This is a genomic window from Streptomyces sp. NPDC031111 (assembly GCF_055570675.1).
This window is the reverse complement of sequence record NZ_JBVIGS010000002.1, coordinates 415,373-430,370: the sequence shown is the minus strand read 5'-3', so window position 1 is coordinate 430,370 and position 14,998 is coordinate 415,373. Positions and strand designations below refer to the sequence as shown.

Sequence of the window (14,998 nt, the reverse complement as noted above, 5' to 3'; positions counted from 1 at the left end):
GGGCCGTGTCCCACCCGAACGAGGGGGACACGGCCCTCGCGCGTCAGACGCCGTTCGGGTCCGTGGTCGCCGCGCGGAGCACGGCCGCACCCGTCGGTGTGAGGGTGTGCAGCACGGACGGGCCGTTCCGGACGGTGGTGACGAGGCCCGCGTCGCGCAGCGCGGTGGCGTGTCTGCTCGCGGCGGATGCCGAGATGCCGGCGGCGCGCGCGATCTCGCCGGTCGTGGCGCCCGTGGACGCGGCGTACAGGGCGATCGCACGGGCCCGTCCGAGCAGGTTGGTCAGGGACCGCCCGGGAACCTCGGTCCCCAGAGGGCCGGCCGGGGTGTCCGGTTCGTGGAGCAGCGAGTACCAGAGCACGGGCGGCAGTTCGGGGTCCGCGAACGCGACCGGCTCGCCCCAGTTGAAGTAGGAGGGGACGAGCGTGATCCCCCGGCCGTTCAGGTACAGGTCCCGGTCCGCCGTCTGCCGGGAGTAGTCGACCTCCAGGACCGGAGGGCGCCACCGCATCATGGGCCCGAGGCCGGCGAGCATGCCCTCCACGCCACCGTCGAGCAGCGCACGGCAGCGCGCCGCGCGCTCGCCCTCGACGCGGGCCCGAACCTGCTCCTCGTGGGGAACGACGACCGCTTCGTAGTACGCGCGCAGCATCCCCACGAACTCCCTGCGCGCCTCCGGCTCGGCCAGCCGGGCGGCCCACGGCGGTGCTCCGACGATCCGGTCGAGGATGGTCATCTCCTCGACGACCCGTCGGGGCGGCGTGGCCATCATGGCCTCCACCCCCGATTCCCAGTCGCCCACACCCTGGGCCGGAGTCAGAAAGTCCGGGAAGTACGCGGCCCGGGGATACAACGGCCGGAGCACGCCGCGTACAAGGCGCTCCAAGCCCTGTTCGCCGATGTGCCGCCGCGCCTCGCGGTACCACCCCGCGTAGGCCCAGCGCCCCCGCCGGGACTGCAAGCGGTGCAGGCTGGCCGCGACCTCCCAGAGCGGGTCCGGAGCCGCGGCGATTCTGGTTCTGGCCAGATCGACATCACTGAAATGGACGCGGAGCACCTCGTTCATCCCCCTCGAACTGAGCCTTTGATCTGGAGCGCAACAGCGTTGGTCGGACGCTGCGGGTGGGCGATCGTAGGTCAAGGAAGCCAGGACTCGATAAACGGGGGCTCAACGGGATCGCGAGGATCGGGCGGAGGTGAGCCGTGCCGGCACCTCAGGTACTCGATGAGTTGCTGCGTCAGCTGAGGTCACGTGGCGGGCAGGACGCCGACGGGTCCGAACTGCGGGCGCTGATCCACTGGTTGGGACGCCGGATCGGCGCGGAGATCGCCCTGGTCGACCGCACGGGCAGGGTGGAGGTGTCCACTGCCCGGCTCGCACCGGACGTCCTCGACGGCGTCCGGCCGACGCTGGAGCGGTTGTCGAACGGATGCCTGGCCGCCGCGGCCGCTCAGGTGGGCGCCGTACATGTGCGGTGCGAGGCGCTGGGACGGCACGTGCCGCGTCCGGTGCTGGTGGTGGGCAGCCCGTCACCGCTGACGCGGGAGTCGATGGTGCTGGTGTCCCATGTCGCCTCTCTGGCCGAGGTGTTGCGACGCGCCCGACAGGCCGACGACCTCGCTCTCCGCCATCGCGAGGTGGCGGCACGGCTGCGCCTGGCGGTCTTCATGGCCCTGATGACCGGAGAACTCGCGCTGGCCCGCCGGATGACGACCGGTGCGGTGCCTCCGTTGCTCGACGCCGAGCGTCTGCGCGTCCACCTGCTGCGCTGCCCACCTTCGGACCGCGGCAGGCTCATCGCCACCTACCAGGACGCTTCCGGCTATCACGGTCGCGGCTTGATGGTGCGGTGCCCCGTCTACGACGACCACCTCATCTGTCTCCTGGCCACGGACCACGACGACGGCGACGACAGCGGGGACGGTGACCTCGCCGCGCCCTTGCGGGAGCTGGTACGGGACAACCCGCAGTACGCGCTGGGCATCAGCGCTCCCCAGCCCCTGCCCGCCACCGCACGGGCCTACGACCAAGCCCGCCACGCCCTGGCTGTCGCCCGTCACACGCCCGAACGGGTCGCCGACCACCTCGACCGGCCACCGCTCGCCGGACTGCTCCCCCGCCGGCAGGCCCGGGCCTGGGCGAGGGCGTTCCTGGAGCCGATCCGGGAAGCTCCCCGACTCACCCTCGACATCACCGGCCTTGCCCTGAACTTCCCCCGCTCCGGTGTGGCGCGACTGCTCGACGTCAGCCGCAACACCGTCGCCGCCCACCTCAAACGGGTCCAGGACACCCTCGGTCTCGACCTGCGCGACCCCCACAGCCGCGCCGATCTCGCCCTGGCCCTCGCGATCACCGGCCTCCCCCTGCCCGACGGCGGCACGGTGACCGAGCCTTCGCCGACCCCCTCGGTGGACGGTCTGCTGTCCACCGAGCCGGCCGTCACCTGGGCTCACGCCTATCTCCAGCCCCTGCGGCTCGGCACCGACAGCACCGTGCGCCGGACCCTGCGTGCCTGGATCGAGGCAGGCACCGATGCCCAGCGCACGGCCCGCGACCTCGGCATCAGCCGCACCACCGTTCGCGCCCACCTGGGCACCGCCGAACTGCTGCTGCGACGCAGCCTCCTGGCTCCGGGCCCCGGCACCCACGAACTGGTCCACGCGTTCCGCATCGCGGACCGTGCACCGTGAACAGTCATCCACCCACACCTGCGCATCGTGCGCATTGGCCGCGGCCCACGGCGCTCCTACAGTCAGGACGGCTTGGATCGACAGGGGGAACGCATCCATGTACAGCGTCATCGTCGTCCCGCCGGCCTGCGCACGGCCGGCCGACCAGATCAGGATCGCCACGGGTGAGCGGCTCGCCTTCGGCCGGGGCGAGAACGCGCGCGGCCTCACCATCGCGCACGAGGGAGTGCCCCGGATCGCCGGGGAGATCACGGCGCTCCGGACCTTCTGGCTGCTGAACAACCTCAGTGAGGACCAGACGTACGTCGTCGAGAACCCGGAGGGCGCCGGCGAGCACATCAAGGTCGCGCCCGGCCGTGTGGACGCACCCGTACCGTTCGAGTTCGCGCGTGTCGTCCTGCCGGCCTCGGGGGACCTGCTGACCTTCGACGTGTGGGCGCCGCGGCACACCTTCCGCAGCGTCACCCGGCACGAACTCTCCGGGGCCCACACCACTCCGGCGTTCACGCTCGACCGCACGAAGAGGTACTTCGCGGTGCTGGCCGCGCTGTGCGAGCCCCGCCTGCGGGGCGAGCCGCACGCCCCCTTGCCGACTGTCGATCAGCTCGTCGAGCGGCTGACGGCGGTGTGGGCGACGGTCAACCGCTCCACGGTCTACTGGAACATCGACTACCTCGCGCTCAAGCTGCGGCTGCGACCGGGCCCTGAAACGGGACAGGCCGGTCAGCGCCTGAACGGCAAGAAGGAGTCCCTGGTGTCGTTGGCTCTCCGCTTCGATCTGGTCCGCGAGGACGACCTGGTCGTGCTGGCCCCGCCCCTGAGGAAGGCGCGGGTGTGAACAGCGGACGGCCGCACGCCGTCGCTGTCCCGAGGGGGTACCGGATCGGGCGCTGGGAGGTGCGCGAGCCCCTCGGCTCGGGCGCGTTCGCCACCGTCTACGCCGGACGGCTCGTCGGCGACGGCCCGGGGAAACTCCCCGGCCGGGCAGCGCTGAAAGTCCTGCCCACCGGCACCCGCACGGCGCGCCGACCGCGTCATCTGCGTGAACTGGCCGAGCGGGAGATCGGGTTGCTCAGTCGGCTGCGGTCGCCGCGGCTCATCCGGATGTACGAGTCGCTGACGATCGACGCCCCGGACGTACCGGAACTCGACGGTGCCACCGTCCTCGTACTGGAGCGGGCGGAGGGCTCCCTGGACGCCGTACGGCCCACGGACCCCGGCCCGCTCCTCACCCAGATCTGCGAGGGACTGGCCCAGTTGCACGGGGCGGGCTGGGTGCACGGCGATCTGAAGCCCGCCAACGTCCTGTTGACGAGGGACGGTTCGGTCCGGCTCGCGGACTTCGGCATGTCCGCCGAGATGGAGGGGACGCACGCCTACGCGCCCGCCTTCTCCACGCCGGACTACTCACCCCCGGAGCTGCTGTGGCCGGAGTTGGACGAGCGGGGAGCCCGGATCCACCCGTCGGCGGACGTCTGGGCCTTCGGCGTCCTCGCCCACAAGACCCTGACCAGCGCTTTCCCCTTCCCCGGCGACACAACGGACGCCCGCTGCGACGAGGCGACCCGGTACGCGAGGGGAGGCGTCGAGCTACGGCTGTCCCCAGAACTGCCGCACGCCTGGCGGCAGATCATCCGGCGTTGCCTGGGACGTACGCACACCGAACGGGTGGGCACGGAGGCGCTGTTGCGCCAGGTGGAGTCGGCAGCGGGGCGGGGCCCCACCCCGCTGCGAACGGCGACAGCCGCTCAGGCGGCCCACACCCCCGCCGACGCGCTCCGGCTGGCGAAGTAGAGCTTGAACTTCGTTCCGTCCTTGACGTCCGTGGCGAGCACGGCCCAGATTCCGGCCTTCGTGTTCACGTAGCCGCGCTCCGCGCAGTAGGGGTCGCCGCTGGTGGGGTAGAAGCAGGCCATGACCTCGTCGGCGGACTTGGTCTTGATGTTGATGTCGGCACAGTTGCCCGTGGTGTAGAGGTACGACCCCTGGCTCGTCGGGTACGTGATCGGCCCTTCCGCCTTGGAGTAACTGCGGGCACTGCCGTAGCAGGTCGCCGCGTTGGCGGGGGATGCGAGACCGATCAGGCCGGCGCCGGCCAGCGCACCCGTGACAGCGGCCACGACACATCGCTTGCCCATGTTCATGATTCCCCCGTTTGCTGAGTACTGACAGCGGTCGATCTCCGGCGTGCGCTCAAGAGACGGCGGGAACGCTAGCCGGACGGGTGCCGCCGCGGAACCTGGAACCTTGCAGGTTGCGGCACGGCACAGGGCCCGCCGTTGACGCCGGCGGGCCCTGTGTCGTGCTGCTCGGGGCAGCCGTTCCGCTCAGTGGAAGAAGTGGCGCGTGCCCGTGAAGTACATGGTCACGCCCGCCTTCTTCGCGGCCTCGACGACCAACTCGTCGCGGACCGAACCGCCGGGCTGGACCACGGCCTTGACGCCCGCGGCGGTGAGGATCTCCAGGCCGTCGGGGAACGGGAAGAACGCGTCGGAGGCGGCGTAGGAACCGGCCGCGCGCTCGGCGCCCGCCCGCTCCACCGCCAGCTTCGCGGAGTCGACGCGGTTGACCTGGCCCATGCCGACGCCCACCGAGGCGCCGTCCTTGGCGAGCAGGATCGCGTTGGACTTGACGGCCCGGCACGCCTTCCAGGCGAAGGCGAGTTCGGCCAGCTCGGCCTCCGAGAGGGCCTCGCCGGTGGCGAGGGTCCAGGTGGCGGGGTCGTCGCCCTCGGCCTGGAGACGGTCGGTGACCTGGAGCAGCGCGCCGCCGTCGATGGGCTTGACCTCGACCGGGTACTCGGGGCGGCCCGGGGCGCGCAGCACGCGGATGTTCTTCTTCTTGGTGAGGGCCTCCAGCGCGCCGTCCTCGTAGTCGGGCGCGACGACGACCTCGGTGAAGATCTCGGCGACCTGCTCCGCCATCTCCTTGCTCACCGGCCGGTTGACGGCGATGACACCGCCGAATGCCGACAGCGGGTCGCAGGCGTGCGCCTTGCGGTGCGCCTCGGCGACGTCCGCGCCGATCGCGATGCCGCAGGGGTTGGCGTGCTTGATGATCGCGACGCACGGCTCGTCGTGGTCGTACGCGGCACGGCGCGCGGCGTCCGTGTCCGTGTAGTTGTTGTACGACATCTCCTTGCCGTGCAGCTGCTCGGCCTCGGCCAGACCGCCCGTGCCCGCGGTGTAGAGGGCGGCGGGCTGGTGCGGGTTCTCGCCGTAGCGCAGGGTGTGGGCGCGCTCCAGGCTGGTGGCGAGGAACTCCGGGAACTGCGAGTCGTCGGCGGGCGCGTAGGAGGAGGCGAACCAGGAGGAGACGGCGATGTCGTACTCCGCCGTGTGCCGGAAGGCCTCCGCGGCGAGCCGCTTGCGGGTGGTGAGGTCGAAACCGCCGTCGCGGACGGCCGCGAGGACGTCGCCGTAGCGGGCGGGGCTGGTGACGACGGCGACGGAGGGGTGGTTCTTGGCGGCGGCGCGCACCATGGACGGGCCGCCGATGTCGATCTGCTCCACGCACTCGTCGGGCGTGGCGCCGGAGGCGACGGTCTCGCGGAACGGGTAGAGGTTCACAGCGACGAGGTCGAACGGCTCCACGCCCAGCTCGGTGAGCTGCCGCCGGTGGTCCTCCAGGCGCAGGTCGGCGAGGATGCCGGCGTGGACCTTGGGGTGCAGGGTCTTGACGCGGCCGTCCAGGCACTCGGGAAAGCCGGTGAGCTCCTCGACCTTGGTGACGGGGACGCCCGCGGCGGCGATCCTCGCGGCGGTGGACCCGGTGGAGACGAGCTCCACGCCGGCCTCGTGCAGGCCGCGCGCGAGGTCCTCGAGGCCGGTCTTGTCGTAGACGGAGACGAGCGCCCGTCGGATGGCCCGCTTGTTGCTCTCGGCGGTCACTGGATAACTACCTTTCGTCCCTCAATGCGATAGCCGTTGCGGGCGAGCCGCCCCACGACCTCGACGAGCAGCCTTCGCTCGACTTCCTTGATGCGCTCGTGCAGAGCGCTCTCGTCGTCCTCGTCCCGGACCTCGACCACGCCCTGCGCGATGATCGGCCCGGTGTCGACGCCGTCGTCGACGAAGTGGACGGTGCAGCCGGTGACCTTGGCGCCGTACGCGAGCGCGTCCCGTACGCCGTGGGCCCCGGGGAAACTGGGCAGCAGGGCGGGGTGGGTGTTGACGAACCGCCCGCCGAAGCGCGCGAGGAACTCCTTCCCCACGATCTTCATGAACCCGGCGGACACCACGAGGTCCGGCTCGTGGGCGGCGACGGCCTCGGCGAGCGCCGCGTCCCACTCCTCGCGGGTCGGGTAGTCCTTGACCTTGCGGACGAAGGTCGGCAGTCCGGCGCGCTCGGCGCGGGCCAGCCCCTCGATGCCCTCGCGGTCGGCGCCGACGGCCACGATCTCGGCTCCGTACGCCTCGGCTCCGACGGCGGCGATCTCGTCGAGGAGCGCCTGGAGGTTGGTGCCGGATCCGGAGACCAGCACGACGAGACGCCTGGCGCGCTCGGCCACGGGCTTGGCGGCCACGGTGGGGCCCTTTCTCGGGGAGCGTCTGTACGGTCGGCGGCACAGCGCTTTGTACATTCCTACGAATGCTTCGGGTTCCCGGATACGGGGAAGCCTACGAAGCGGCCGACCGTCAGCAACGATACCGGCACACCGGGCGGCCCCCACGGGACGGGGGCGTGGCCGGAAGGTAGCGTCTGGGAAGAGCCGGTCCGGGAAAGCGGGGCCGGGGAGCGCCGGGGGCACGTGGGAACGCGAGCCGCACCCCGGGCGTTCACAGGATGACGGACCCGGGCCGGAGAGCTGACGGGAACGCTCCAGCTCAGTCGTAGTCGATACGTCGTGCGAGGCGGTCGCGCCGTACCACGCCGTGCTTCATTAAGGGGAAGACGCTCACTTGATGCCGGACCGCAGCCTGCGACTCCTCACGTTCCCCCAGCAGTCGGCCCAGGGAGGGGAGCGGGGCGGCGTGCTGCTGCGGGAGCGCCCCGCCTCGCCGCCCGACGCGCCCCGGGGCGAGGGCGGTGACGACCGGCGCCGTGACGGCGGGGGCGCCGACGGTTCCCAGGGATCGCAGGGCACCCAGGACGACAACCCGTTCGCGCCGCCGCCGGAGGGCACCCCCGACCGGCCGTGGCAGCCGCGGCACCCCTCCGGCGGGGAGGGCGGCCGCTCTCCCTGGGGCCGGAACTGGAGCGACCGGCAGCCCGGCCGCTCCCCCGGCGGCTTCGGCGAGCGTCCGCGCGGCCCCGAGGGGCAGGGCGGCGGTCCGCAGGGGCCCGGCATGCGCTGGGACCCCACGGATCCGGCCCAGCGCCGCGCCCGCTTCGCCCTGCTGTCCGGCATGTGGGCCTTCTTCTTCGCCCTGTTCAACTGGCCGTACGTCGCGCTGCTGCTGGGCGCGCTGGCCCTGTACTGGGGCATCAGCGCACTGCGCGCCAAGCCCCGCACCCCGGACCCGGACTCCCCGGCGCCCGAGCAGAAGGGCCGCCCGCAGACCACGGCCGCGGTGAGCGGACTGGTCACGGGCTCGCTGGCGCTGGCCCTGGTCGCCGCGTCCTTCACGGCCCAGCTGGTCTACAGCGACTACTACACGTGCACCAACGACGCGCTCACCCATGAGGCCCGCCAGTCCTGCAACGACCTCCTGCCGGAGCAGCTGCGCGACCTCCTGGGCACGACGGACTGACGCCACCGCACTCATTCCGGGGCGCCGGCCCCGGGGTCCGTGTCCCGCACGGCGAACGGCATCTCCCAGTCCCACACCTCGTCCCGCGCACCGGAGGCGGGGGTGACGAGGTACGGCTCGTCGTCGGGGTCGTCGGGCGGGACGGGTGGAAGGGGCGGGAGCGGGGGGCGCCGGAGCGGCCTTCCGGGGCTCCCCGGGTCGTCGGCGGGCGGGCGGTGGCGCCAGGCGCGTACCGCCAGTGACACCGGGACCGCCACCAGGGCGAGCCATGCCAGTGCGGCGGCTCCGACGTGCCACCAGACCGGGCCGAACCGGGCGAGCGCGGCCACGCCCAGCGGCCCGCCCGCGAGCGCGGCGAGCACGGACAGCACGGCCGCGCAGAGCCCGGCCGCCACTCCCGCCGCACCGGCGGTCCGGCCGGGCGTCCACGCGGGGGCCGGTGCGCGTCCGCTCCTCGTGGCGCCCCGGCCCACGAGCCACCCCACCACCACCCCCGCCGCCACCGGCAGCGTTCCCGCCGCCCAGTTCACCGCGGTCCCGGCCCCGGCGTCCGGCACCGCCGCCAGCAGCGGGAGCGGCGGCAGCGCCGGGGCGGGCGCGGAGGACAGCGGGGTCACCGAGACGCCGGTGCCGAGGAGGAAACCCGGGCCGAGGGCGTACGCGGCCGCCCACACCGCGGCGTTCGGCAGCAGCGTGACACAGAGCAGCAGTACCGCCAGCCACCCCGACCAGCCCTCCGTCAGCCGCGGGAAGGCCCGCCGGGTCTCCCCGGCGTGCCAGGCCAGCGACACCGCCAGCAGCAGCGCCCCGCCTCCGGCCAGCACCGCCGCCCCGGCCGCCGCCGCCCGCGCGACGACCCCGGGGCGGCCGTCCGGCCCGAGGACCAGATGGCGTACGCGCCTCGGCAGCACCGCCCCCAGCAGCCGCTCCAGCGGTCCGCTCGGACGGCCGTACGCCGTCCACACCCCCGCCCCCGCGGCCAGCCCGGCGACCAGCGGCACACACACCCCGGTCCACGGCCACGCGGGCCGCAGCCCGCCGCCGGAGGCGTAGAGCGCGGCGGGCGCGCCGACGGCGAGGTAGCCGAGGACGACTCCCGCCCACGCCGTACGGCCGGGAACCAGCGGGGCCTCGCCCGCCGACTCCCCCGCGCCTCCCTCGGCCGCGTCGCGGGCCGCCCGGTGCAGCAGCCACACCGGGAGCACGAGCGGCAGCAGCGGCACCACGCCCACCGGTGCGGGAACGCCGGAGAGCGTGTCGATGCGGACCAGTTCGGTGCCGTGCGCCAGCAGCCACAGGGCCGCCGCGACGTGCAGGGCGCCATCGGGTCCGCTGTCGGGGTACGGCGAGCTGATCCACAGCAGCACCACCAGCATGGTGAAGGCCGCGAGCCCCAGCCCGGCCGCGAGGGCACCGCCGAGGAGGGCCGGGGCCAGCCCGGGCGAACGGTCCCGCACCCGGGTGAGCAGGGCGGCCGGTGTCGTACGGCGAGCGGTCGACTGGGTCACGCCCGCCATGCTCCCAACGACACGCGCTTTCCCGGTGTAACGGGCGAAGCACCGCTGTGTCGCTCAATATACGTTTATGTACTTTTTCGTACGGAGGGGCGTCCGGTGACGCGGAGCCCCGACACCCCGCTCCCCCCGCCCCACGAACGCCGACGCCTGCGCGAGGCGGCTTCGCTGACGCGGGCTCAGCTCGCGGAGCGCGTGGGCGTACGGCCCGACACGGTGCGGGCGTGGGAGTCCGGCCGCAGCGCACCGCGCGGCCGGAACCGGGAGGCGTACACGAAGCTGCTGGCCGGTCTGGCCGAGTCGGCCGACGCAGGGAAGCGGGCGCCCGTGGCCGCTCGTCAGAGGGAGGAGGGCGCAGCGGTGGTGACGGTGTGTCTGGACAAACCGGGGCACGGATCGGTCGTACCGGAGCCGTCCGCCTTCATGCGGACGCCGTCCGCGTCCCCTGCGCACGTGCCGCACGGTCACGAGGGCTACGCGGGCCTGACGCCCGTTCAGGCCTTCGACGCCCTGTACTCCTTCTGCGCCCCCGCCCTCGTCCGTCAGGCCTATCTGCTCACCGGCCGCCGCGACCTCGCCCGCGAGTCCGTGGAGCGCGCCTTCCAGCTGGCCTGGGATCGCTGGCCCGAGGTGGCCCGCGACCCCGATCCGCCCGGCTGGGTGCGCGCGGCCACGTACGAGTGGGCGCTCTCCCCCTGGCACCGCTTCCGTCGCCGCCACCGGCACCCCGAACCGCCGCCCCCCGACGCGGAGGACCGCGCGCTCCTCGAGGTCCTGCTGCACCTGCCGCCGCCGTACCGCCGCACGCTCCTGCTGTACGACGGTGTCGGCCTCGACCTGCCCGAGACGGCGGCGGAGACGGAGGCCAGCACCTGGGCGACGGCCGGCCGGCTGACGCACGCGCGGGAGGCCGTCGCCGCCCGGCTCCCGGAACTGTCGGATCCGGACGAGCTGCACCGGCGGCTGGCCGAGCTGGCCTCCACCGGGCGGCTGCGGGCGTCCGAGCCGCCGGAGGTGCGCGGGGGCAGCGAACGCCGGGCCCGGTTCTGGACCCGGGCCGCCATCGCCTTCACGGTCGCCCTGATCGGCACCACGGCGCTCACCCTGCGCACGTCCCCCACCCGCTACGAGCCGCCGGTGCCGCCCGGGGAGACGGTACGGGGCGTTCCGCCACGGGTGGCACCCGGCCCGCTGTCGGAGGACCAGCGCGAGCTGCGCGACCGGCTGCGGGAGGAGCTCCCGCGCGGGCCGGAACGGCTGGCTCCGCAGACGCGGTGACCTCGGGCGAGGAAGAAGAGGACGAGGACGACGGTGGGCCCGTCCCCCCTGAGGGGAACGGGCCCACCCGTGCCAGTGCCGGTGATCCGGCCGTGGCGTCAGCCGGCGAGGATCGCGCGCGCCAGCTTCGCCGTCTCGGTCGGGGTCTTGCCGACCTTGACGCCGGCGGCCTCGAGGGCCTCCTTCTTGGCGGCGGCCGTGCCGGAGGAGCCGGAGACGATGGCGCCGGCGTGGCCCATGGTCTTGCCCTCGGGCGCGGTGAAGCCCGCGACGTAGCCGACGACCGGCTTCTTCACGTTCTCCTTGATGTAGGCCGCGGCCCGCTCCTCGGCGTCGCCGCCGATCTCACCGATCATCACGATCAGGTCGGTGTCGGGGTCGGCCTCGAACGCGGCGAGCGCGTCGATGTGCGTGGTGCCGATGACCGGGTCGCCGCCGATGCCCACGGCGGAGGAGAAGCCGATGTCGCGCAGCTCGTACATCATCTGGTACGTCAGCGTGCCGGACTTCGAGACCAGGCCGATGCGGCCCGGCTTGGTGATGTCGCCCGGGATGATGCCGGCGTTCGACTGACCGGGGGTGATCAGACCCGGGCAGTTCGGGCCGATGATCCGGGTCTTGTTGCCCTTCTCCACGGCGTACGCGTAGAAGGCGGCGGAGTCGTGCACCGCGATGCCCTCGGTGATGACGACCGCGAGCGGGATCTCGGCGTCGATGGCCTCGACCACGGCGGCCTTGGCGAAGGCCGGCGGGACGAAGAGGACGGACACGTTGGCGCCCGTCTTCTCCATCGCCTCGGCGACCGTGCCGAAGACCGGGATCTCGTTGCCGTCGATGTCGACGGACGTGCCGGCCTTGCGCGGGTTCACGCCACCGACGATGTTCGTGCCGTCGGCCAGCATGAGCTTGGTGTGCTTCATGCCCGTGGCACCGGTCATGCCCTGGACGATGACCTTGCTGTCCTTGTTGAGGAAGATAGCCATGGCTGTGTAGTCCCTCGTCCCTTACTTCGCAGCAGCCGCGAGCTCGGCGGCCTTGTCGGCCGCGCCGTCCATGGTGTCCACGCGCTGGACCAGCGGGTGGTTGGCATCGGAGAGGATCTTGCGACCCAGCTCGGCGTTGTTGCCGTCGAGGCGGACGACGAGGGGCTTGGTGACTTCCTCGCCCTTGTCCGCGAGCAGCTGAAGCGCCTGCACGATGCCGTTGGCGACCTCGTCGCACGCGGTGATGCCGCCGAAGACGTTGACGAAGACGGACTTGACGTCCGGGTCGCCCAGGATGATCTCCAGGCCGTTCGCCATGACGGCGGCGGAGGCGCCACCGCCGATGTCGAGGAAGTTGGCGGGCTTGACGCCGCCGTGCGCCTCACCGGCGTAGGCGACGACGTCCAGGGTGCTCATGACGAGACCCGCGCCGTTGCCGATGATGCCGACCTCGCCGTCGAGCTTGACGTAGTTGAGGTTCTTCTCCTTGGCGGCCGCCTCGAGCGGGTTGGCCGAGGCCTTGTCCTGGAGGGCCTCGTGCTCCGGCTGGCGGAACTCGGCGTTCTCGTCCAGGGAGACCTTGCCGTCCAGGGCGATGACGTCACCGGAGGCGACCTTGGCCAGCGGGTTGACCTCGACGAGGAGCGCGTCCTCGGCGACGAAGGTCTTCCACAGGGTGACCAGGACGTCCGCGACCTTGTCGGCGACCTCGGCCGGGAAGTTCGCGGCCTCGACGATCTCGCGGGCCTTGGCGGGGGTCACACCCTCGTTGGCGTCGATCGGCGTCTTGGCGACGGCCTCCGGACGGGTGGCGGCCACCTCCTCGATCTCCATGCCGCCCTCGACGGAGGCGATGGAGAGGAAGGTGCGGTTGGCACGGTCGAGGAGGAAGGAGACGTAGTACTCCTCCAGGATCTCCGGGGCCGTCTCGGCGATCATCACCTTGTGGACCGTGTGGCCCTTGATGTCCATGCCGAGGATGTCCGTCGCGCGGGCGACGGCCTCGTCCGGGGTCCCGGCGAGCTTGACGCCGCCGGCCTTGCCACGGCCGCCGACCTTCACCTGGGCCTTGACGACGGACTTGCCACCGAGACGCTCGGTGGCTGCGCGGGCCGCCTCAGGCGTGTCGATGACTTCACCGGCCAGCACCGGTACATCGTGCTTGGCGAAGAGGTCCCTCGCCTGGTACTCGAACAGGTCCACGCGCTTCCGTCCCTATCAGTGATCTCGCGGTTCGTTGGATGCGTGGGCGTGCCGCGAAGGGCAACGTGACGTCCGCTGTGTCACAAGGGAGGCGCACACGGTGTCCGAGCGCGCGGCATGTCCGTCTCGCAGGTTATCGCCGCTTGGGGGGCCGCTCTAAATCGCGGGTCACACGTGAGCGGTGATACCTGTCACATGATGCCGTCTTCTCTGGCACGGCGTGCCGGGAGTGAGGGGCCTCACCGGGCTGGGGTTGACCCGGTGAGGCCCTGTCGAACAACCCGGAGGGCGGGGAACGCCCTGTTCTCCGGGGTGCGGGGTGACCGGCCCCCACCCCAATGGGGGCCGGCCGCCCCTCCACGAGGTTCCGACCGGACGGACCGACGGCTTTCGGCTGTCCGGGTCCTGATGCCCCGCGGAGTCCTTTGTTACCCGCGAGTCAGGTACGGATGGGGGCGGTGGGCGCGTGCGGCCGGACACGGACCGACGGTGCCCGGACGGGCAGGGGGCTGCCGCGCCCTCGCGCGTACGCACGCATCCGCCGCGCGCGGGGACCGCTCCCTAGGCGGGTGAGACCGGCACGTCCCGGTACCGGTCCCGCGGGCCGGTCGCCGCCTCGGCGCACGCGGTGGCGCCGGGGACGAGCCGGAGGGCCGGGCGGTGGTGCGCGGTGACGGCGTACGCGTCACCGTGGCGCGGCGTGCCGTGGTCCAGGGCCGAGCCACTCCCTGTCACGCCGTCCGACGGGCCGGCGGGAGCGCCGGATACGGGGATCGGGCCGGCGTGGGCGGCGCCCGGCACGGGCCGGTGGCCGGGGTCATCGTGGGACGCGCCGACGGCGGCGGGGAACGCCGGGCCGTGGGCAGCGGGTCCCGCGACCTGCCCCGCGGTGCCGACGGGTCTGTCCGGCCCCTTCGGCTCGTCCGGGGTGTCCCGGCCGGGCTCGTCGGGCCGCGGCGTCGGAGCGCCCGACTCCGGGTCGAGCGTGTGCGGCTCGGGCGCGGGCGCTTCGGGCGCGTCCGGTTCCGGGAGGGGCCGCTCCGGCACGTCGGGCGGTTCCGGGGCCTCCGGCAGCGGTGCGGGCAGGTCCGGACCGGGCAGCGGGAGCAGTTCCCCCGTCGCCTCGTCCAGCCGGCCGGCCACCGTGCCCACCAGTTCCGCGGTCGGCCGCAGCACCCGCTCGTCCACGGAACGGACCACGGTCTCGGTCAACGGACGAATCGGGTCGGCAGCGTCCGGCCGCGGCGAGGTGAGGGCGTCGAGCACCGCCGTGGGACCGTCCGCGCCGGGCGGCGTGCCCGGACCGGTCGACGCCAGGGACCCGACGGTGGAGGCGACCTCCCCGGCGGCGGTGGAGGTCTCCCCCGCGGGTCCGCCGTCGGCCGCCTGTGCCCGCTCCCCGCACAGCACGCCGAGCACGAAGACCGCGCCCACCAGCAGCGCCAGTTGGACCGCACGCCGCCCGGCCGCCACGCGCATCGCGCGCACAGCGGCACCGGGCACGGCTGCTGACCGGGTCAAGAGGGGCGGGTCCTCCCGGGCGACGGGACGGCTGAGGACGCTGCACGGTCCCCATCGAACGGCGTCGATACTCGCACGCGACTCCTGAGGTTGCGCAAGCCCTCTGTTACCGATG

General features: G+C 73.1%; 12 protein-coding genes and 1 pseudogene. 5 read left to right on the top strand and 8 right to left on the bottom strand.

From position 1 onward, the window contains the following. Positions 1 to 43: 43 nt before the first annotated feature. Entirely contained in the window at positions 44 to 1,057 is a 1,014-nt protein-coding gene (locus ACZ470_RS05675; protein ID WP_468425189.1) for an ArsR family transcriptional regulator, read from the bottom strand. A 146-nt stretch (positions 1,058 to 1,203) separates the two neighbouring features. Between ACZ470_RS05675 and ACZ470_RS05670 the strand changes: the two genes are divergently transcribed. From ACZ470_RS05670 to ACZ470_RS05660, 3 genes and pseudogenes are all read left to right on the top strand, one after another. Further along, a complete protein-coding gene (locus ACZ470_RS05670) occupies positions 1,204 to 2,691 on the top strand; it encodes a helix-turn-helix domain-containing protein (protein WP_468424690.1) in 1,488 nt (495 codons plus the stop codon). A 97-nt stretch (positions 2,692 to 2,788) separates the two neighbouring features. Beyond that, the gene (locus ACZ470_RS05665) at positions 2,789 to 3,529 is read left to right on the top strand and encodes an FHA domain-containing protein (RefSeq protein WP_468424688.1); all 741 of its coding nucleotides are present in this window, start codon (positions 2,789 to 2,791) and stop codon (positions 3,527 to 3,529) included. After that, positions 3,526 to 4,404: pseudogene (locus ACZ470_RS05660) on the top strand (serine/threonine-protein kinase); the annotation flags it as partial. The gene ACZ470_RS05665 and the pseudogene ACZ470_RS05660, both read left to right, overlap by 4 nt. Before the next feature lie 35 nt (positions 4,405 to 4,439). Here the strand turns inward: ACZ470_RS05660 and ACZ470_RS05655 are convergent. The 3 genes from ACZ470_RS05655 to purN all read right to left on the bottom strand — a co-directional run bounded on the left by ACZ470_RS05655 (position 4,440) and on the right by purN (position 7,216). Then, positions 4,440 to 4,811: a hypothetical protein gene (locus ACZ470_RS05655; RefSeq protein WP_468424686.1), complete on the bottom strand. Its 372-nt coding sequence runs from the start codon at positions 4,809 to 4,811 to the stop codon at positions 4,440 to 4,442. Between the two features lie 207 nt (positions 4,812 to 5,018). Then, positions 5,019 to 6,581, bottom strand: a complete 1,563-nt coding sequence (gene purH, locus ACZ470_RS05650; RefSeq protein WP_468424684.1) for a bifunctional phosphoribosylaminoimidazolecarboxamide formyltransferase/IMP cyclohydrolase — start codon at positions 6,579 to 6,581, stop codon at positions 5,019 to 5,021. Further along, a complete protein-coding gene (gene purN / locus ACZ470_RS05645) occupies positions 6,578 to 7,216 on the bottom strand; it encodes a phosphoribosylglycinamide formyltransferase (RefSeq protein ID WP_468424683.1) in 639 nt (212 codons plus the stop codon). Before purN ends, purH begins: the two co-directional genes overlap by 4 nt. 379 nt (positions 7,217 to 7,595) lie before the next feature. On the opposite strand from purN, the gene ACZ470_RS05640 reads away from it, so the two are divergent. After that, a complete protein-coding gene (locus ACZ470_RS05640) occupies positions 7,596 to 8,384 on the top strand; it encodes a hypothetical protein (RefSeq protein ID WP_468424681.1) in 789 nt (262 codons plus the stop codon). 11 nt (positions 8,385 to 8,395) lie between these two features. Here ACZ470_RS05640 and ACZ470_RS05635 read toward each other — a convergent pair whose 3' ends face one another. Further along, positions 8,396 to 9,901, bottom strand: coding sequence for a cell division protein PerM (locus tag ACZ470_RS05635; RefSeq protein ID WP_468424680.1), 1,506 nt, complete (start codon positions 9,899 to 9,901; stop codon positions 8,396 to 8,398). Positions 9,902 to 9,997: 96 nt separating this feature from the next. Here ACZ470_RS05635 and ACZ470_RS05630 point away from each other — a divergent pair, with 96 nt between their 5' ends. Then, positions 9,998 to 11,176 carry a helix-turn-helix domain-containing protein gene (locus tag ACZ470_RS05630; protein ID WP_468424678.1) on the top strand — a complete coding sequence of 393 codons (1,179 nt, stop codon included), beginning with the start codon at positions 9,998 to 10,000 and terminating at the stop codon, positions 11,174 to 11,176. Between the two features lie 98 nt (positions 11,177 to 11,274). On the opposite strand, the gene sucD is transcribed toward ACZ470_RS05630, so the two are convergent. The 3 genes from sucD to ACZ470_RS05615 form a co-directional block, all read right to left on the bottom strand. Further along, complete coding sequence (sucD, locus tag ACZ470_RS05625; RefSeq protein WP_391030865.1) at positions 11,275 to 12,159, bottom strand: succinate--CoA ligase subunit alpha; 885 nt, start codon at positions 12,157 to 12,159, stop codon at positions 11,275 to 11,277. A gap of 21 nt (positions 12,160 to 12,180) precedes the next feature. After that, positions 12,181 to 13,362: an ADP-forming succinate--CoA ligase subunit beta gene (gene sucC / locus ACZ470_RS05620; protein WP_468424676.1), complete on the bottom strand. Its 1,182-nt coding sequence runs from the start codon at positions 13,360 to 13,362 to the stop codon at positions 12,181 to 12,183. Between the two features lie 561 nt (positions 13,363 to 13,923). Then, on the bottom strand, positions 13,924 to 14,883 hold the full coding sequence (locus ACZ470_RS05615; protein WP_468424674.1) for a hypothetical protein: 960 nt from the start codon (positions 14,881 to 14,883) through the stop codon (positions 13,924 to 13,926). Positions 14,884 to 14,998 lie beyond the last annotated feature (115 nt).

Bases quoted from the DNA above. Each gene is read 5' to 3' on its own strand.
- ACZ470_RS05665 (WP_468424688.1), top strand. From the start codon at position 2,789: ATGTACAGCGTCATCGTCGTCCCGCCGGCCTGCGCACGGCCGGCCGAC.
- ACZ470_RS05640 (WP_468424681.1), top strand. From the start codon at position 7,596: ATGCCGGACCGCAGCCTGCGACTCCTCACGTTCCCCCAGCAGTCGGCC.
- ACZ470_RS05635 (WP_468424680.1), bottom strand. From the start codon at position 9,901: ATGGCGGGCGTGACCCAGTCGACCGCTCGCCGTACGACACCGGCCGCC.
- sucD (WP_391030865.1), bottom strand. From the start codon at position 12,159: ATGGCTATCTTCCTCAACAAGGACAGCAAGGTCATCGTCCAGGGCATG.